20 protein-coding genes are annotated in these 19015 nt (G+C 43.0%); 4 read left to right on the top strand and 16 right to left on the bottom strand.

The window, feature by feature from the left end:
* A partial coding sequence (locus BLQ57_RS17275; protein ID WP_139162783.1) for a transposase occupies positions 1-217 on the bottom strand: 217 nt, incomplete at its 3' end.
* A gap of 85 nt (positions 218-302) precedes the next feature.
* Between BLQ57_RS17275 and BLQ57_RS17270 the strand changes: the two genes are divergently transcribed.
* Positions 303-788, top strand: coding sequence for a Clp protease ClpB (locus BLQ57_RS17270; RefSeq protein ID WP_240507857.1), 486 nt, complete (start codon positions 303-305; stop codon positions 786-788).
* A 93-nt stretch (positions 789-881) separates the two neighbouring features.
* Here BLQ57_RS17270 and BLQ57_RS17265 read toward each other — a convergent pair whose 3' ends face one another.
* The 6 genes from BLQ57_RS17265 to BLQ57_RS17240 all read right to left on the bottom strand — a co-directional run bounded on the left by BLQ57_RS17265 (position 882) and on the right by BLQ57_RS17240 (position 5406).
* Entirely contained in the window at positions 882-1289 is a 408-nt protein-coding gene (locus tag BLQ57_RS17265; protein ID WP_087940808.1) for a hypothetical protein, read from the bottom strand.
* A gap of 81 nt (positions 1290-1370) precedes the next feature.
* Positions 1371-2030, bottom strand: coding sequence for a phosphatidylserine decarboxylase family protein (locus BLQ57_RS17260; RefSeq protein WP_087940809.1), 660 nt, complete (start codon positions 2028-2030; stop codon positions 1371-1373).
* A 70-nt stretch (positions 2031-2100) separates the two neighbouring features.
* Positions 2101-3378 carry a Glu/Leu/Phe/Val family dehydrogenase gene (locus BLQ57_RS17255; RefSeq protein WP_087940810.1) on the bottom strand — a complete coding sequence of 426 codons (1278 nt, stop codon included), beginning with the start codon at positions 3376-3378 and terminating at the stop codon, positions 2101-2103.
* A gap of 70 nt (positions 3379-3448) precedes the next feature.
* Complete coding sequence (locus BLQ57_RS17250) at positions 3449-4288, bottom strand: phosphatidate cytidylyltransferase (RefSeq protein ID WP_087940811.1); 840 nt, start codon at positions 4286-4288, stop codon at positions 3449-3451.
* Positions 4272-4478, bottom strand: a complete 207-nt coding sequence (locus BLQ57_RS17245; protein ID WP_087940812.1) for a putative signal transducing protein — start codon at positions 4476-4478, stop codon at positions 4272-4274. Before BLQ57_RS17245 ends, BLQ57_RS17250 begins: the two co-directional genes overlap by 17 nt.
* Positions 4462-5406, bottom strand: a complete 945-nt coding sequence (locus BLQ57_RS17240) for a CPBP family intramembrane glutamic endopeptidase (protein ID WP_087940813.1) — start codon at positions 5404-5406, stop codon at positions 4462-4464. Before BLQ57_RS17240 ends, BLQ57_RS17245 begins: the two co-directional genes overlap by 17 nt.
* Positions 5407-5443: 37 nt before the next feature.
* Here BLQ57_RS17240 and dusB point away from each other — a divergent pair, with 37 nt between their 5' ends.
* Positions 5444-6433: a tRNA dihydrouridine synthase DusB gene (gene dusB, locus BLQ57_RS17235; RefSeq protein WP_087940814.1), complete on the top strand. Its 990-nt coding sequence runs from the start codon at positions 5444-5446 to the stop codon at positions 6431-6433.
* A 112-nt stretch (positions 6434-6545) separates the two neighbouring features.
* Entirely contained in the window at positions 6546-7454 is a 909-nt protein-coding gene (locus BLQ57_RS17230) for a DMT family transporter (RefSeq protein WP_087940815.1), read from the top strand.
* On the opposite strand, the gene BLQ57_RS17225 is transcribed toward BLQ57_RS17230, so the two are convergent.
* From BLQ57_RS17225 to BLQ57_RS17195, 7 genes are all read right to left on the bottom strand, one after another.
* Complete coding sequence (locus tag BLQ57_RS17225; RefSeq protein ID WP_169712787.1) at positions 7444-8334, bottom strand: M23 family metallopeptidase; 891 nt, start codon at positions 8332-8334, stop codon at positions 7444-7446. The two genes, BLQ57_RS17230 and BLQ57_RS17225, sit on opposite strands and share 11 nt — an antisense overlap.
* Positions 8335-8404: 70 nt before the next feature.
* Positions 8405-9475 (bottom strand): DUF3810 domain-containing protein, encoded by a 1071-nt coding sequence (locus BLQ57_RS17220; protein ID WP_087940817.1) that lies wholly within the window; start codon positions 9473-9475, stop codon positions 8405-8407.
* A 10-nt stretch (positions 9476-9485) separates the two neighbouring features.
* Positions 9486-10067, bottom strand: coding sequence for a NifU family protein (locus BLQ57_RS17215; protein WP_087940818.1), 582 nt, complete (start codon positions 10065-10067; stop codon positions 9486-9488).
* Between the two features lie 66 nt (positions 10068-10133).
* On the bottom strand, positions 10134-10871 hold the full coding sequence (locus BLQ57_RS17210; RefSeq protein ID WP_087940819.1) for a ThuA domain-containing protein: 738 nt from the start codon (positions 10869-10871) through the stop codon (positions 10134-10136).
* A gap of 91 nt (positions 10872-10962) precedes the next feature.
* A complete protein-coding gene (locus BLQ57_RS17205) occupies positions 10963-12057 on the bottom strand; it encodes a DUF4249 domain-containing protein (RefSeq protein WP_087940820.1) in 1095 nt (364 codons plus the stop codon).
* A complete protein-coding gene (locus tag BLQ57_RS17200; RefSeq protein WP_087940821.1) occupies positions 12044-14464 on the bottom strand; it encodes a TonB-dependent receptor in 2421 nt (806 codons plus the stop codon). Before BLQ57_RS17200 ends, BLQ57_RS17205 begins: the two co-directional genes overlap by 14 nt.
* A 72-nt stretch (positions 14465-14536) precedes the next feature.
* Complete coding sequence (locus tag BLQ57_RS17195; protein WP_087940822.1) at positions 14537-15355, bottom strand: purine-nucleoside phosphorylase; 819 nt, start codon at positions 15353-15355, stop codon at positions 14537-14539.
* A gap of 94 nt (positions 15356-15449) precedes the next feature.
* Between BLQ57_RS17195 and BLQ57_RS17190 the strand changes: the two genes are divergently transcribed.
* Complete coding sequence (locus BLQ57_RS17190) at positions 15450-15974, top strand: NADPH-dependent FMN reductase (RefSeq protein ID WP_087940846.1); 525 nt, start codon at positions 15450-15452, stop codon at positions 15972-15974.
* Positions 15975-15977: 3 nt separating this feature from the next.
* On the opposite strand, the gene ftsZ is transcribed toward BLQ57_RS17190, so the two are convergent.
* Positions 15978-17597 (bottom strand): cell division protein FtsZ, encoded by a 1620-nt coding sequence (gene ftsZ, locus BLQ57_RS17185; protein WP_087940823.1) that lies wholly within the window; start codon positions 17595-17597, stop codon positions 15978-15980.
* A gap of 106 nt (positions 17598-17703) precedes the next feature.
* Positions 17704-19014: a cell division protein FtsA gene (gene ftsA, locus BLQ57_RS17180; RefSeq protein ID WP_087940847.1), complete on the bottom strand. Its 1311-nt coding sequence runs from the start codon at positions 19012-19014 to the stop codon at positions 17704-17706.
* Position 19015 lies beyond the last annotated feature (1 nt).

Raw genomic sequence — 19015 nt, 5'->3', positions numbered from 1 at the left:
TGATCGATAAATTACTGCTCTGCATCACTGTACCGCTCTTGATACTGGTTCTAAATCCACAGGAAGCACATTGAAAAGAAAGCTTGTTTTCAAGCCAATAATGCTTGATTCCAGTACATTTCTTACAGATGATTCCTTGCTTGATCCTTTGTGATTTGATGAATTCAACACAGGAAGCCTCGTCAGGAAACCGATTAATGAAATTGATAATATTCATGGTCAAAACCGTTTATTTTGACCTAATTTAAATCGAGTTAAACCCTTAATAAAGCAATTGACACCAACTGTCAAAAAGAACTTATTTGGCTACTGGTGACTTTGCGGATATTCATATTCTTTTTCTTTGGATCGGGTCTTTCGTGCAGACGGAGTCTGGTGAGAGTGCTAGACTTGAGCGTCTTGTCAGTGAAAGAGAACGTCTTGTCAACGAATGGCAGGCTTCCGAGTCTAAAAAGTCGGGGATTTTTGGTAATCGCACCAAAAAAGACATGACCGAGACCAACGACTGGCTCAAGAGAATCCTGACCAAAGACACTCAAATCATCGAAGAACTCAAACTCAGTGGCAGAATCGAAACGGCTGTCATCGGTCAAGAAAAAGAGGACTATAAAACAATCACCTTGAGTCTGGAGCGAGACGTCCAAGCACTCAAAAGGGCATTGAATGATCGGGACAAGACAATTCAGGAAATGCTTTCCTCAAGACGAACTTTCGAATGGACTACAGTGGTATTTTTTCTAACCACGCTCGGATTGGGATACTGGATGTATCGGTCCAAAAAACCCTAATCCACTCTCACAAAGGTCCTGGGAGGAAATTGTAGACAATCCGCATCTGGATTGATCGTTATACAATCTTCCTGAAAAGTAAATTGGCGCAGATCATCGGTAAAAGATAATTTTACCCTTAGGAACTCTGAAAAAGTCAATGACCCCTGCTCTCAAATCCTCTTTGGGCACAAATAAGGGATCATCAGGTCTAAAGGCAAAATAGATTAGAGCATCAGAATAATAATATTGAAATACATCTCCCTCTAAGTTATACCAAGCCGTAGAGGTCATTCTATAACCTAGATCCGTCCCTGCTTCTAGATCTCTGACTGTCGTTTTAAGATCAAAAATGCTGTCGTTTTTAAAGGTGTAGCTTTCTACAAACCAATAATCCAAAGAGTCAACATAAGTACGATTTTCCCAAGTGCCTATCAGCGGGGATCTTGGATTTTCAGATTCACTACAAGAAAGTAAGCTCAAAATCAAAAATAAAGAGGCAAAATAGAAGACAGGTTTCATAAAGTAAGTTTTTGCTTTGTATTCTTTTATACGAAACTAACCCCTTAAATGATACTGAACTTTTGCATCATTAGAAAATAATCAGTTTAGGCGCGCGATTTTAGTCCGAGCTGCTTTGGTCTTTTGATCGATTTCACAAAGAATCTCGGCGTCCATGGGCAAATACAAATCTACTCGAGAACCGAATTTGATAAAGCCAAATTCACCACCCTGATCGAGCTGAGAGCCTTCTTTGACATACCATTTGATCCTTCTTGCCAAGGCGCCTGCCACCTGCCGAATAAGGATTTTTGTTCCTTGATCTGTTTTGAGCACCATGGTAGTACGCTCATTTTCTGTGCTGGACTTGGGATGCCATGCCACCAGATATTTTCCCGGATGATATTTGAAAAACTCGACAACTCCTTTGATAGGAGATCGGTTGATATGCACATTAATCGGGGACATGAAAATAGAGACTTGCTTTCTCTTTTCTTGCAAATATTCGTCTTCAAAAACCTCTTCGATGACCACAACCTTTCCATCGGCAGGAGCAAAAATTACTCCCTCCTCATTGGGTAAAGGAAAGATAGGGTTGCGAAAAAACTGAAGAATCAGCAAATAAAGCACGATACTGCCAAGCATACTTACATTTAGCCAAAGCCGCTCATCGGGCAGGAAATAATACAAGAGGTAATTGGCCACGACCAAAATGATCATCAACCAAAACAACAAAACACGTCCTTCTCTGTGAATAGTCATAAGCGCAAAATAAAAGCGTGAGATTTCTCCCACGCTTCAAAGATAAGGTATTCTTCCGAATGCTTCTAAATTAGAATCCTCCTCGGAAGGTATAAGTTTTAGCCACTTTGTCAATTGCCACGATATAAGCAGCAATTCTCATAGGCACATCGTATTTTTTGGAAGCCTCATAGACATGCTCAAAGGCATCTTTCATGATTCTATCCGATCTCCTATTGACTCTATCGGCAGTCCATTTATAACCTAGGCGGTTTTGCACCCATTCAAAATAGGATACTGTCACACCTCCAGCATTTGCCAAAATATCAGGCACTGCCATGATTCCTTTTTCGTTGATAATGGCATCGGCTTTGGCAGAAGTCGGCCCATTGGCGCCCTCCACGATCAGCTTAGCTTTGATTTTATCTACATTTCTTACGGTAATGACATCTTCCACAGCTGCTGGCACCAGCACATCTACTTCCAATTCCAAGAGCTCAGAAGGATCATCCATCCGATCCGCACCCTTAAAGCCATCCAAAGTACCGTTGTTTCCATCCCGATATTCGATCGCCTCTAGAATATTGATGCCGTTTTCATTGTAAAATGCTCCCGTGTGATCTGAGATAGCGACAATTTTAAGCCCTCGCTCTTCCAATAATCTGGCTGCCCAAGACCCTACGTTGCCAAAGCCCTGCACGGCACAAGTCGCTTGAAAAGGATTGATTTTTAGTTTTTGCATAGCGGCTAGTGCAGATACCATCACACCTCTACCTGTCGCTTCCGTCCGACCAAGTGAGCCTCCCAATACCAATGGCTTACCGGTGACTACTGAGTTGATCGTCATACCGCGTGCCTTAGAATATTCATCCATCAGCCAAGCCATTTCTCTTGGTCCTGTACCCATGTCAGGAGCGGGGATGTCTTTGTCAGGACCGAATACATCTATCATCGCCATCGTATAGGCACGCATCAGTCGCTCGATCTCACCTTTCGACATTTCACGAGGATTACAGCGTACACCTCCTTTACCTCCACCATAAGGAATATCCACCACGGCGCATTTCCATGTCATCCAAGCAGCTAGCGCTCTGACTTCATCGATATGAACGTCCGGGGCAAATCGAATTCCGCCTTTTGCAGGCCCGAGGATATTGGAATGGATGACCCTAATCCCCTCAAAAACCTGAATTTTACCATTATCCATCGTGATCGGCAAGGAGACAATAACCTGCTTTGCCGGGTTTTTCAACACATTATAAACTTCATCTGAAAGTCCCAGCTTTTCAGCTGCGATGTTGAATCGTTCCATCATTGACTCCAATGGATTCTCTTTATCCTTAATCGGAGCCGGTTCAATGTAAGCCATATTGGGTTTTTATTTGAGTAGTGAAATGCTATACAATATTAAGTAGTTTTTCAGAGAAGGCAGGCTTGAATTAAAAGATTTTCAAAAAAGCCGTAATAAATGGTGCTGATAATAACAAACCGTCAAATCTATCCATAAATCCTCCATGTCCGGGAAGACCTTTGCCCGAATCCTTGATCTCAATCGAGCGCTTAAATAGAGACTCGATCAAATCTCCATACGTTCCAGCAATAATAATTATCCCCGCTATCACCAACCACTTCCAGTCCTGTATCGTATGAAAATATCGTGCCACCAAAAAGGCCACCGCAATCGCTGAAAAAGCACCCCCAAGAAACCCTTCCCATGATTTTTTGGGCGAAACCCGTTCAAACAATTTAGTCTTTCCAAACTTAGTCCCCGCAAAGTAAGCCCCCGTATCACTCGCCCATAGAATCAACAAGCATCCTAATATAATCTCGAAATGATAGGTTTGATCCACCGCAAAAACCGCCAGATTAATCAAGGAAAAGGGTACCGCTACATAGAAAATTCCCAAATAGGTAAAAGCTACCCCTGTGAAGGGTTTTCTATCTGTCTTGCGATAGAGCTTGATAAAAAAGGTAAGTGAGACAATGGGGAAAATCAGATACAGGTATTCATGGGGAAGTTGCTCTTTCTCGATCAAAAAGGTTAACGAAAATATCATCAAGCCCAGAAAGGTGCCAAAACTCTTGAGGGGAAGCATTCCGTCCAAGCCACACAGCTTGTAGAATTCCATTTGAGCAAAGCCCAGAATACAGGCAAAAACCAGAAAATAGGTCCAGTCCGAAAATAAAATGGAGGAGATCACGACTACTGCACCGACCGCGGCCGTGATGGCTCGCTGTCCCAGGTTGCTGTAATTATTTATATTAAAACGAGATCTCATTGGCGATAATGTTGCTGGCCTTCATCAAATTTTCATTGGGAACATGGACTTCATAGTATCCAAAGACGTGATAGACCGTCTCCTTTTTATTCATGACTACAGCGGGGATGTCGTGCTCTTCCAAAATTCCCTTGACGATTTCAGCCCTCACTTGCTGTTTGCTTTCAAAGACTTTATCCCATTTCCCCATCTGATATTGGCTTAGATTGCTTAAAGTAATAGATTCCTCCCAAAAGAACCAATAATCCGAGGATTGAGAGGGGATAGGAGAAGGAATCATTTGACTCAATATCAAAATCTACCATTCCCTGATTGGCGGCATATACCAAAATCACAGTGAAGGTATTGTTAAAAATATGAGCCAAAACCGGATAAATCAGACTTCCTGAATACACATACAAATACCCAAATAGCGCTCCAAGGAACATTCTTGGAAAAAACCCATAAAACTGCACATGGATCGCAGAGAAAATAATAGCCGTGATCCAAATTCCCGCATGAACAGATCCCGTATATCGATGCATTTTAGGCTGCAAAAGTCCTCTGAAAAACATTTCTTCTCCAATCCCCGCAAGCACTCCGATCACAAGGATGCCCATTAATAACTCTGGGATGGTTTGGAAATCTGTAAGAAACTTTGTCATTTCCATGAGCTGAAGTTCCATTTCTTCCATCCATGCTTCCACTCCAGAAAGAAATTCAGGCAAGCTCAATAGGGAGTTCCAATAAACGAGCAAGCCATTGAAAAACATCGCTCCGAGGGTGATCAGTACCGTAAGCCCTATTTTTTTGGAATCGTAACGGGCTAGCTGCAGCGCTCCATTTAATTTGGCCCTATCGATAAAATGAATCAGAATCCAGGCCGAGAGCCAAAATCCTATACCGGAACCGATCCCTTGAACAAATAACATAGCCATCCGACCATTGGGCACCTCATAATCTCCCGAAAACAGGCCCAAAACCTCATTAAATTCAAGATTAAACAACAGCGGGGTCAAAGCCAATGCAACACCCTGAAGCAAGATCAGGACTCCAAAAGTGACTAAAACTATGACTACCAGCGACAAAAGCCAATTCTTTCGCTTAGCTATTTCTGATTGAGTTTCGTAAATCTCCATATTTGGGCGTAAATTTACGCCAAATTTAGAATAAGCAGTGGTAAAGATCGGAAAGTTAGAGTTAGGTGAGTTTCCTCTCCTGCTTGCACCCATGGAAGATGTGAGTGATCCTCCCTTTCGGGCAGTGTGTAAGCAAAACGGAGCGGATTTGATGTATACGGAGTTTATCAGCTCGGAGGGCTTGATTCGTGATGCAGCAAAAAGTGTCCAAAAACTGGATATTTTTGATTACGAGCGCCCCATTGGGATTCAAATTTTCGGAAATGATATAGAATCCATGCGTGAGGCAGCCGCCATCGCTGAGGAAGCAGGACCGGACATTTTAGATATCAATTACGGATGCCCAGTTCACAAGGTGGCCTGTAAGGGTGCCGGAGCTGGTATTTTACTTGACATAGACAAAATGGTCTCCATGACTGCTGAGATCGTCAAGGCAGTCAATATCCCTGTGACTGTCAAGACCCGGTTGGGTTGGTCTCATGACACCATACGCATAGTAGAGGTCGCGGAGCGATTGCAAGATGTGGGGATTCAGGCTATTTCCATCCATGCCCGGACAAGGCAGCAGATGTACAAGGGCGAAGCAGACTGGTCTTGGCTCAATTTGGTCAAAGATAATCCTCGCCTTCACATCCCAGTCTTTGGAAATGGAGATATCGACTCCCCCGAAAAAGCCGCTGAGTACAAAGCCAAATACAACGTAGACGGTATGATGATCGGCAGGGCTTCAATTGGCTATCCATGGATATTCAATGAAATCAAACATTACCTTCAAACAGGGGATAAATTGCCCGGCCCAGATTTGGATGAGCGTATTGCTGTAGCCAAGAAACACCTGGATTTCTCTGTAGAGTGGAAAGGTGAAAAACTCGGTATTTTAGAAATGAGAAGGCACTACACTAACTATTTCAGAGGAATGCCCAATTTCAAACCCTATCGTACCGAAATGGTCACTGCCGACACTTATGAGCAAGTCTGTGAAATCCTCGACCAAGTGGCAAACGTCTATGCAGATTATGAATTTTAAATACACTTTCTACCAGACCTCAGGTTTTTTAGCCTGAGGTATTTTTTTCGTAAACAATTCTTTCATCAAGCTCTTTACTTTTGCATTGGCTATCTTCACCCACCTCTTCCCTATGTCCCACTCCGAAAATACCTCTAAAAACTGGAGCTTTCTTATCATATTAGCCCTCGTCTGGGGGAGTTCCTTTATTCTCATCAAGCGTGGACTTGAGGTCTTTTCTCCCGGAGAACTAGGAGCTTATCGCATAGTAGCAGCCGCTACTTTTCTACTTCCCCTATCCCTGCCAAGAGTAAAATATCTGAAAAGTCAGCAAATCCAGAATTTAATTCTCGTGGGTCTTGTCGGTAGTTTTATCCCTGCCTTTTTGTTTGCAAAAGCACAAACCCAATTGAGTAGCTCTCTGACGGGTGTTTTGAATGCGCTCACTCCGCTATTCGTAGTGGTAGTAGGAGCTATTTTCTTCAAATCACGGATCACCAAACGCAATGCATGGGGTTTGCTGATCGCATTTATTGGTGTGATCATCTTAGTCACAGTCAAAGAAGGCTCTGGTTTCGGGGCATTGACGGAGATAAACTCTTATGCCTTTTTCGTTCTCCTTGCTTGTCTTTGTTATGGTTTTAACCTGAATTTGATTAAGTACCGATTTATCGAACTAAAGCCCATAGAAATCACCGCAATATCACTGCTAATGGTCCTCCCGGTGGCCTTAATTTACTTGATGGCGGGTACCCAGTTTGCTTACAAACTAGTATCTGTCCAAGGAGCTTGGACAGCTTTGGGATATGTGACATTACTGGGAGTATTGGGCACCGCACTGGCTTTGATATTGTTTAATATGATGGTTAAAACGGCCAGTCCTGTTTTTGCTAGTTCGGTGACTTATCTGATTCCTGTTGTAGCTATCCTCTGGGGTGTTTGGGATGGAGAGGTTTTGCTTTTAGGTCATTATTTGGGAATAGCAGCTGTAATCCTTGGGGTATGGATAGGCAATCGTAAAAAAGTGACTGCTACTTCTTAGCCCGATTTTTCAATTCCTTCTTCGTCATTTCTAAAGTAATGATCTCTTCTGGATGAATTACGGTCGATTCCACCGGTTTCTCTATTGTCTCATATCCACCATCCAAAACAAATTTAATTGGATAGATCTCAGAGTGAATTTTTCCTTCTTCATCTTTACTTACTCGAAGAGGAATCACTCTGACATGTCTTCCATTTTGATAATTTTCTCCGGCAGATGTTGCCAAGGGATCTCCTGGAAACACTTGCTGGCCTATTTTCACCAATTCCGAGCCTGCCTTCAATACTTTGATTTGAGTAAGCGTCCCATCTGCGTGATAGATTTCAATGTAATTTTCTGATCGTGCAAAATCCAGATCATTTTTCCCTGCCGTGTAATCCATCTTCATATCCGAAATGTAACCCTTACGAGGAGCTACGATAGTCACCTCTTCTGGAAGGTAAAAGGCAACTCCAACAAACATATCATTTTGCTCCTTGGGCTGGAGACGGTTTTCAATATGAGTCATGGAAACTCCCCTTACCGCTACTCCTTCCTTCACGGGAATCAGATAGAGCGGATCGATTTTACTCTTAGAATAAATATTACCCTTGATGTAGCGATAGCTGTAGGAAAAATCAGTTCCTTGGGAGGAATTCACCCGCTTGAGCGTCAGTACTCTGCTCGTGCCGGGATTGGATATTCCCATTGGATTCCCTCCGCCCGCTGCTGATAGATTTTGAAGTCTGCTAAAATCAAACTGTAGCGTGTAGGGAACCGAACTAGAGTTAAAAGCACTGATAATCACATTTCCATCCTTGTCTCGCTCTGTTTCAATCTCTATCTGTGCAAAAGAACTTATGCTACTAAGCATAAAAATAAATCCCAAAAGATATCTCATTGTCATTACTTATATTGGCTAAAATTATAGACGATCAACTACTATCCAAAAACTGAGGAGTATTTTTTTGCTATTCATTCATCCGCTCTCGCCAAGCAAAGGCTAGCATGGGAAGTTGCTGATAGCTGTTTATACCTGCTTTGACTCCTTGAGATTTCAAAAATACATCGTTTGTTTTTCTGCTAAGCTCAATAGAGAAAGGCTTATACTGCTCCGATAGGGCCTGAATCGACTGAATATCGTTTCGAATCCCCCTGTCAAGAGATTTTAACCAATCCTTGTAGCCTTTCGGATCCATCCGGTAAAAATCACGAATCTGATACATCAGAAGCCGAAGATGCCCAGAATACCGCAAAAGCGGATCTTGAGAATTAGTGCTGATCACCCAAGCTATGAAATTAGCCTCTCCTTCATCTGTGACACCATAGCTATGGGCCATTTCATGAGCTACTGTAAAGGGCTTTTCCAAGGTATGCAAGGTGGGGTCAATATAGCTTTCTCCAGTGAAGGGAAAGTAAATTCCCAAAATCCCCATTTTCCTCATAAATCCTGGTGGCGGAAATAATTTAGTCCTTGGGTTACCTGTAAAGTTAAAGCCTAACAAATCAAGATGTTCCCGCATGTTTTGACGTACCAAAATCTCCAGATCGTTATAAGGTAAGGTTTCCACCAAAGCAACCGTATCCATTGTCAGTTGATAGCGATTCATCCTAGCCAATCGATGTGTCAAGATAATTTCAGATTTGAGCTGATCCAGATTAAGCGCCTTTGGAGACAGGCCCAGTTGTCTGAAAATAGGTGTTCGTTGATAATTAAATCCCCACAAAACCAAAAAGAAAAAAATCAGCCCTCCAGCAAAATTCAGTGTGGATTGGAAAATAAAAAATGCGTTTTTCCGCCAGCCTTTTGTTCGTTTTAGCTGAACAATAAATCTGACAAGTAGAAAAACAAGGACTGCTGTAAACAAATAAACGCTGGGAAAAGGAAGCTTTCCCAGCGTCAAATCAAACACATTTCTGATCGAAGAAAAGAAAGTGCGTGAATAAATTTCGTCTGTATATTCAGGATAGGAGATTGCAAGCCAGCGAAGGCCTAACGCAACAGTACCCAGGATCGCCCAAGACCAGTCTCTTTTGGCCATGATGCTTTAATTATACTCCTTCAGCTTCCACTTCTTTTACTTCGGGGAGCATACGAGTCAATAAATTTTGGATACCAGCCTTCAGGGTGATAGTACTAGAAGGGCAGCCGGAGCAAGAGCCCTGAAGTAAAACTTTGACCACACCATCCTTGAAAGAGTGAAATACAATAGCTCCTCCATCTTGTTCTACTGCAGGACGGATGTACTCATCTAGGATACCTTTGATTTTCTTGACCACTTCGGAGTCTCCTTCGTCAAAAAGCGGATCCTTTTCGAAAGAGGCTGTAACCGCTTTTTTCCCTGTTTCTAGGTACTTTTTTATATGATCTCTGATAATAGTCTGGATTTCCTGCCACTCCACCTCATCGGTTTTAGTTACCGTTACGAAATTAGAAGCGATAAATACTCTCTTCACCGCTGCAAAATTAAACAGCTCCTTGGCCAGTTGACTGTTGTCTGCACTTTCGGCATCGGGGTAATCAAAACTTATCCCATCTTCGACCAACATGAAATTAGCTACAAATTTCAAAGAATTAGGATTGGGGTTAGCCTCCATATAGAGGTGAACAGGTCTTGCTTGGGCTTGAAGCATAATCAGTCTTTTTTTGTTGATAGAAACCAAAGCTAGGCTTGAAAGTTCCGAGGCTTGCCTTATTTTTTATGGAGTGGGATTCTTTCCGGTGGCTGCATACCAGATACCGCCGTAGAGGTGCTTTAAGAAATCAGCATCTTGATAAGCAGACTCCACATGACCCAAGGCCGTATAAAACACCCTGCCACCATCAAATTCATGATACCAAGCCATAGGATGCTTAGCTCCCATTGGTTTTGCAGGCTCATAGGTAGATTCATCCGCATTGATTAGCACTTTGATATTTGGATTAATATCACGGAATTCGTAAAGCTCATCCGTCCAAAGCCAGTTTTTAGGCAAGTGCCAAGTAGAAGGATGATTTGCATCTACAGTTTCGAGGCGAAGTGTTTGTTGCTTTGGGTGCGCTAAAAAATAGGCCCCAATCAATTGATTATACCAAGGCCATTCATATTCTGTATCCGTAGCCGAGTGGATTCCTACCACTCCTTTACCACTTTGAACAAAACGCTGAAAAGCAGCCTTCTGCTCCTCATTAAATATCGTTCCTGTGGTACTGGCAAGAATAATTACGTCAAACTTGGACAGGTTATCATCTGTGAAATAATTAGCATCCTCGGTGGTATGCACCGAAAACACCTGTGTTTGAGCCATTTTTTTGATGGCTACTACTGCATCCGGAATAGACTGATGTCTAAAACCAGCCGTTTTGCTAAAAACTAAAGCGCGAAATTGTTGGGCCTGAATGGCTGAAACGAAGAATAGGCTCAAAAAAGCAAATAAGGTTATGGTTTTAAGTTTCATAGGTTTTTGGGTTTGAAATGTTTGATCGATCCAAAATACAAAATGAAGGCTGGAGAAAGAAGATTTTTATATAATCGGCTATTCCATTCTCTTATAAATCAAACCACCATTCCGGGACTTGATTAGTACTATTGGGAAAGGCATCACAAGTCCGGCAGCTTCGGGGATACTCAATGGCGGGTTTTCCGGGCAGGTACCTACAGACTTCCTCTAAGACAAAAGGCACATCAGCCTGAGTCGTGTAAATTCTCTTTTGAGCTACTCTCGCTATTTCCACATAGCCCAAAACCACTTCATCGGGATTCCCCACATTGATGACATTTCCTCTTACAGGTGCTGGTGGTGTATCAAAAACAGAACCTGTGTTATTGACTAAGTCCCGGACGTTACTCCAATAATCAAAGGCCCTTTTACTCAGACTTACCTGCCTCACAGTGAAATAATGCCTACTCAAGAAGGATTGGTCCACTCGGCGCTGTGCTAGCAATTGTCTACTCCCTTCGCTTCCCGCTCTGACAGACTCTTCATTCAATAATGCAAAACGCTCTGGCTGTGGAAATCCAAAAACATAACAGGGAGGAGGAGCTGAGTTAAACGGATTAGGGAAAAAAGTCAATTGCCAAAAATAGGCTTCCTCCACATCCCAACGCAAATAGTAGGGCTCACTGGTATCGGGTAATTTCACGTCCGAGAAAATAGAAATCACCGGGACCTCGGGCGCATCATTCAATTCACCCAAAGTGAACTCATAAGCTAATTCGTCAGTGCCTACTTCTGAAGGCATCTCCTCCGGGGAAGAACGATAGGTTTTGCCATCTACTTGAATCTCCACAAAGTAACTTTGGTCTTCTTCAATGGGTACGCTCCGACCGAGTTCATATTTTCCCGGGGAAACTTCCCTCAATTGAAAAACAGCATTGGAACTTGACACCAAAAAAACGCCAGCATTGCTAACCGGGCGAGGCAAATCATTCAATACCAGGTATTGGCCTGAGGGTAGTGGCTGCCGATCAGCAGAAGTGGTCTTTGAAAGGTAAATGTACTTTTCTTCTTGGAGATTACTGATTTGACCCGATACGATCAACTTTTCCTCTTGACGATCAAGTGGGAAATCGATTTGCTCCACACAAGAAAGCAGCAATAACCCCAATAAAAATAAGACTCCGTAGCGCTTATTCATTTTCATTTCCTCCAAAATTCAAACTGTACGAAATAGACGGAAAAATCGATCCCAAAATCGCCAATCGATAGGGTCTGAGCTGCCTACTATCCCCGTCTTTTTGCCAAAAAACAGAATAGGCATTTCTTCTTCCCAATAAATTATAGATACTGAAATTCAAACTATCTCCCTTCTTTGAAAAGACTTTTTCGACCGTATAGGAAACATCCATTCTGAAGTAATCCGGTATTCTGTATTGATTTCGCTGACTGTATTCAGGCACAATGAGTCCATTGAGGACATAGCTGCTATTGACAGCACTCACCGGCCTACCGGTACTGTAATTAATCGTAAAATTAAAGAGCCCCCTAGGATAAATTTTATGACTCAGAATAAAATTGACCTCGTGGGGTTTATCGTAATTGGACGGAAACCAGTTGCCACGGTTAATCTGCTTCTCCTGGATTTGTCCTTGACTGCGGAAAAAAGACCGAGACCAAGTGTACGCCAACCATCCTGTCGTCCGACCTAGATTCTTTTTAATTAAAAATTCTGATCCATAAGCCTTTCCCTCACCAAAAACCAACTCTGTCTCCATGTGGGGATTGAGAAAAACCTGAGCAAAATCCCGGTATTCCACCTGATTGACTGAAGCCCTGTAAAAAGCATCTATAGAAAACTCCCAACTATTTGCTCGGTTATTTTTGAAAATGCCCAAAGAGAAGTTATCCGAAAGCTGAGGAGCTATATACCTTGTGCTCAGCTGCCATAAATCTATTGGCGTGGGACCAAACGTATTACTGACAGATTGGACATACTGATATAGACGTGCATAGCTTGCCTTGAGAGAGGCCGTTTCGCTCAAATTATGTCTGATGGAGATCCTCGGCTCCAAGCCAGAGTAGCTTTGGATGACCCCGTCTACCCGCTGTTCACCGATGATTTGATCTTCCGTAAAATCACGATTGTTTGAATAAAGAAAAACGGTATCGGGTCCCACCTGACTAAACCTGCTCCAACGTAAACCCGCTACAAGACCCGTTTGAGGTCCTAAATCCCATTCCAAAGAAGAGAAAACAGAGAATTCTACTCCTCGTTCTTTTCCCACTTGCTCTGGCAAAATCGACGATTCTTCGGAGTAGGGAGTTCTTTCTTCTGTTTTGCCTTTGTAGTAAATACCCTCCACACCGGACTGGACGGATAGCTTCTGATCAGCCCAAGTGGCAGAAAACTTAGCTTGCTGATAATTCATTCCATTTCCGATCGAGGCGGCATCAAAACCTTCCGGATCAAAAAACGAATTTGTAAACTCCCCATCTGCAACAAGACCTTGCAAAACCCAATTGTCACTGAGAACCCCTCTATATCGAATCGAACTCACACGATTGGCCCAATCGTATCCAAATTGATCCGAAAACTTGAAGTAATCTCCTGTCAAAAGCGTATTTGCTTCCAAATCATGCCCCTGCTTAATATTCCACTTTAGTCCGAGATAGCCATCATAAAAGTCTAATTTTGAGTTTTGAATATCAAAACTTCTAGCTTGCTTCAGAAGCCAGTTTGTATTGGAAAGCCTGCCCCCAAATATAAGGCTAGCCTTATCCTTTTTTAGGGGTCCCTCCAGCAATAGCTTACCGCTCGATGTACCTACGCCTACTTGCCCCTGCCACTGTTCCATGTCGCCAGCACGCATTTTAATATTCAGGGCAGAACCGGTACGCCCTCCAAAATTTGCTGGAAGATTACCCTTGTAGAGTGTGAAGTTTTCGGTTACATCTGTATTGAAAGCAGAAAGAAACCCCAAAGCATGATTGGAACTCAACACCAGTACTTCATCCATCAGCAGGAGATTTTGGTCTGTTTTGGCACCACGGACATTTATTCCTGAGGTGCCTTCGCCCACTGAGCTTACCCCTGGCATCAGTTGCAGCCCTTTGAAAATATCAGCCTCCCCCATAAAAGCTGGAATAGCTCTCAACTCCCTCGTGGTCAGTTTCGTAATTCCTGAAATCGGCTCTCTTACATTTCTATCGGGCTCTTGAGACTGAACCACCACTCCGTCCAACTCAAAACTTTTCTCTAGCATCTGAATATTCACCACACCATCGGCATAAAGAGAAACAGTGGTAAAAACAGGAATCATCGAAATATGTCGAAAAGTCACCCGATACTGTCCTGGCTTTAGCACCATATAATAGGTGCCAAATCGATCTGTATTGACACCAGAAAAGGCGCCATTAATACTAACACCCACACCTTCGATGGGCTCTTGGGTATCTTGATTGAGAATTTTTCCTGTAAGAATATAGGTAGAAGGATGATTGCCGCTTTCCCTTCCGAAAGAAAAACGAAGAGAATCTGCCATATCCTGAGCAAATCCAGAGGAGAATGAAAAGAGAAAAATGAAAGAAAAAAATAGACTTTTGAGAATCATGGAAATTTAATTTTCATGAATATTAAAATAAATCGACTTCCACGCAATCAAAATAGGCTTCATTTCTCCTTTTTAACTTCTACGGATTACTTCGCTCATTACCTTAGCCATGATGGGCTCAGCTTTGGCGGCTGCTTCTAAGACATCTTTGATACTGACTTCTTTGATTCTGCCCTCTACTCCCAAGTCAGTAATAGCGGATATCCCAAAAACCTCCAAACCTGCCTGCTTAGCCACAATCACCTCTGGCACGGTACTCATCCCTACGGCATCCCCACCGATGATCCGCATGTACTTGTATTCGGCGGGAGTTTCTAAGTTGGGCCCTGTGACACCCACATAGACTCCCGTGTGCAGCTTGACTCCCATTTCCTTTCCTACTTCCAAGGCAAGTTGAACCAACCTTTTGGAATAGGCCTCACTCATATCTGGAAACCTCGGACCGAATTCCTCAGGGCTATGGCCACGCAGCGGGTTTTCTGGAAAAAGGTCAATATGATCACTTAAGATCATCACCTCTCCTACCTCTTGAGCTGGATTGAGTCCCCCTGAGGCATTGGATACCAATAATTTTTTGACACCTAGCTCCTTGGCTACCCGAACCGGAAAGGTGACCTGCTTCATGGTATATCCCTCGTAGTAATGAAATCTACCTTTCATCGCTAGGACAGTTTTACCCGCCAACTTTCCAAAGAGCAACTTACCAGAATGACTCTCTACTGTGGATACCGGAAAATGAGGAATGTCTGCGTAGTCTACCTCCAAGTCAAGCTCGATTTGATCCCCTAATTTCCCCAAACCCGTACCTAAAATAATGAGGTTTTCGATAGGTGCTGGATGGAGATTTTTTAAAAAATCGCTCGCTTCTTTGATTTCACTTTGATAATTCATGGGCTTTAAATTTTGCACGGTAAAGATAGGAAACTTGGCTTATCTACGAACTTTTACCCCACTTAGCGTGTATCACAGTCAAATTATTTTAGCAATGATAAAAATCATCGTCGGAACCAATCGAAATAACTCCGTCTCAAAAGTTATAGCCACTACCTATCAGTCTATCTTAACAGAAAAGGGAGTAGAATCAGAAATACTGGAATTGGAAGATTTGCCGGGAGATTTGACAGCCACTGCACTGTATGAGAACAATGGAAAAAATGAAGCATTTAACGCCTTTCATCAGCGCGTCGCTTCAGGAAAGAAATTTATCTTCATCGTCCCTGAATATAATGGCTCCTTTCCGGGAATATTGAAAACCTTTATCGATGGGATGACCTATCCCAATACCTTTAGGAATAAAAAAGCAGCACTTGTCGGTATTTCATCAGGAATCGGCGGAGGTGGCATCGCAATGAGCCACCTCACCGATATCTTTCATTACTTGGGCATGCATGTCCTTGCTCTCAAGCCTAAGCTTGCCAAAATCGAGCAAAACATGTCAGATAACCTGCTCACCAACAGGCTGTATACAGAACTTCTGCACACCCAAGCTGAAATGCTGATTGAGTTTTAATCCTTAATCTACATTATCATGTAGGAAGCGGTTATTACCCAATATTTCGTTGTCATCACTGACATTGAATTTGCTGATGTTGTTTTCAGAGCTATGAACTGGCTCGCTTAGATTGACTTTCTTTCTCAAATAAGCGGGCACTTCTAGCTTTTCCTTCAACTCTTCAGGTGTTGGATTGATCGATCTACTGCCTTTTAGCTTTTCAAAACGCTCATGAGCTCTCTGAATCGCCTTTTGTTTCATTTGCTCATAGTAGTCATTGGCGTAGACAGGCTTAGCTGGCTCTGAATTTTCCGGAAGGATAGGCTCGCTTTTCTCCTCCGCTTCCTCTTCATAGAGGTCGTGAACAATTTTTTCAGGTTCGCTAGGCTTAATTTCAGGCTTTTCAGGCTTTTTGAAATCAAAAGTGAAGGAGTCTTTCTTTGGGCTTGATATCTCCTCTTCCTCCTTTTCAGTAGAAACGGGAGCTTTTGGACTATTGAAAATAAACGTATTTCCGATAGGCTCTTCCTTTACTTTTTCAGATTTACCAGAGTCAAGATTGATGACGGTTTTGACATCTTCTTCCTCTGCCTTAGGAGCCGCGCTTTGAACGGTAGGGCTTGGAGAAGCCTTCACCTCAGGCTCTACTTTTGGAAGTGTCCCAGACAATCTATCCATTTCAAATCCAGTAGCGATCACTGTCACTCGGATTGCCTTACCAAGCTCAGGATCGATTCCCTGACCAAAGATGACTTCGGCATTGTCTCCTGCCTTCTCTTGGATATACTCCGTGATATCACTCAACTCATCCATAGAAAGCTCTTCATCTTCACCTGACATAATAGAAAGAAGGATTTTTTGAGCTCCTTTGATGTCCACATTGTTAAGAAGAGGAGATGAAATGGCAGCACCCGCTGCACGGATAGCACGTCCTTCTCCTTCCTCTGTAGAAGAACCCATCACTGCAGCGCCCGCTTCCTTCATGACTGTTTTGACGTCTTCAAAATCAACATTGACATCCTGATGAATGGTAATGATCTCTGCTATGGATTTGGCAGCAGTAGTAAGGATATCATCTGCTTTACCGAAGGCAGTTCGAATCGCTAGATTTCCATAGATCTCTCTTAGCTTATCATTAAGAATAACTAAAACCGTGTCGCAGTTTTCACGAAGAGACTCGATTCCTGATTGGGCCACAGACATTTTCTTTTTACCCTCAAACATAAAGGGAGCGGTGACGATACCTACAGTCAGGATATTAAGTTCCTTTGCGATTTTGGCAATGACCGGAGCAGCACCTGTACCAGTGCCCCCACCCATTCCTGCGGTGATAAATACCATTTTGGTGTTATCGGCTAGCAGCTCTCTGATTTCGTCTTGTGACTCAATGGCTGCATTTTTCCCCTGCTCGGGATTAGCCCCTGCACCGAGACCCTCGGTCAAGTTGGCTCCAAGCTGTAGTCTAAGAGGAACCGGACTGGACTTAAGCGCTTGGGCATCAGTATTGACTACCACAAACTCCACATCCTTAATTCCTTGTGCAAACATGTGGTTAACGGCATTGGAACCGCCTCCACCCACGCCAATTACCTTGATAATTGACTTTTGATTCTTTGGAAGATCAAATCTGTAATCTTTCATGTTATCTGACATATTTATTGTTTTGGTGAATTATTTTTTCGTTTTGATAGAGGGTTAAATCGGGGAAATAAGCAGCAAAACCGCTTATCTCCCCCAATCATAAGCCCTAGTAATTTAAGTCTTCGCCGATGTCATCATGAATGATGCTTTTCAGCTTATTTCCGATACTTCTCCAAATGTCCTTTGGATTTATTTCCTTCTTCGTCTGCTTGAGTGCACTACTACCGTTTGCTATTCGCTTGTTATAACTATCCTCTCGGTCATCCAAGGCTTTGAATCCTGCCAATACCAACCCGACGGAGGTAGCATACATGGGGCTTTTCACTTCTTCTAGGACTGATTTACCCAAGTGCTCATTAGGATATCCGATGCGGGTATCCAAGCCCGTCAAGTATTCAAAAAGCTGAGATACACACTGCAATTGGGATCCTCCTCCTGTGATGACGATGCCTCCCGCTAATTTTTTGTAATGCCCGCTTTGGTAGATTTCATTTTGGACGATTTCGATGATCTCCTCCATTCTAGCTTGGATGATGGAGGCGAGGTTTCGGATCGATATTTCTTTGGGCGGACGATTTCTCAAGCCAGGAATGGACACAATCTCATTGGGATTGGCTTCCTCAGCAATGGCTTTGCCAAATCGGGTTTTAAGCAGTTCGGCCTGATTATGCATGACCATGCAGCCTTCCTTGATGTCCTTGGTGATAATATTGCCCCCAAGAGGAATCACTGCCGTATGCCGAATGATATTTTCATAAAAAATAGCAATGTCCGTGGTACCACCACCGATATCGACTAGGCAAACTCCCGCTTCTTTTTCCTCATCACTCAGCACTGAAAGAGAACTCGCTAATGGTTCTAGGATCAACTGCTTCGAAGTCAAATCCGCTCTTCGTACACAACGATTGATATTATTGATGGCTGTAGTCTGTGCTGTGATGATGTGAAAATCCGCTTCCAGTTTCGTCCCTGACATGCCTACTGGATCCTTGATCCCTCCTTCATAATCGACCGTGTAAGCTTGTGGCATCACATGAATGATTCTATTGCCGGGAGGCACTAAAATATTTTCCATCTCAGAAGAGAGCCTTCTCACATCTTCTACGGTGATTTCATCTTCCGTCGGCTGACGCATGATGCTCCCACTTTGAATCTTGCTTTGAATATGCTGACCAGCGATACCCACGATCACTTCTGCAATCTCTACATCAGCCATCTCTGAGGCTTCCTCTACAGCCTTTTGGATCGCATGAACCGTCTTATCGATATTGGTCACCACTCCCCTGTCAACTCCGTCAGAGACAGCTTTACCCATTCCCAAGACTTCGAGCTTTCCGTATTCGTTTTTACGACCGACGATGGCACAGATCTTTGTAGTACCGATGTCTAATCCAACAATTAATTTTTCATTTTCCATA

Origin of the sequence: Algoriphagus faecimaris (assembly GCF_900101705.1) — a bacterium.
Lineage (GTDB): Bacteria > Bacteroidota > Bacteroidia > Cytophagales > Cyclobacteriaceae > Algoriphagus > Algoriphagus faecimaris.
This window is presented reverse-complemented; position numbering and strand designations above follow the sequence as displayed.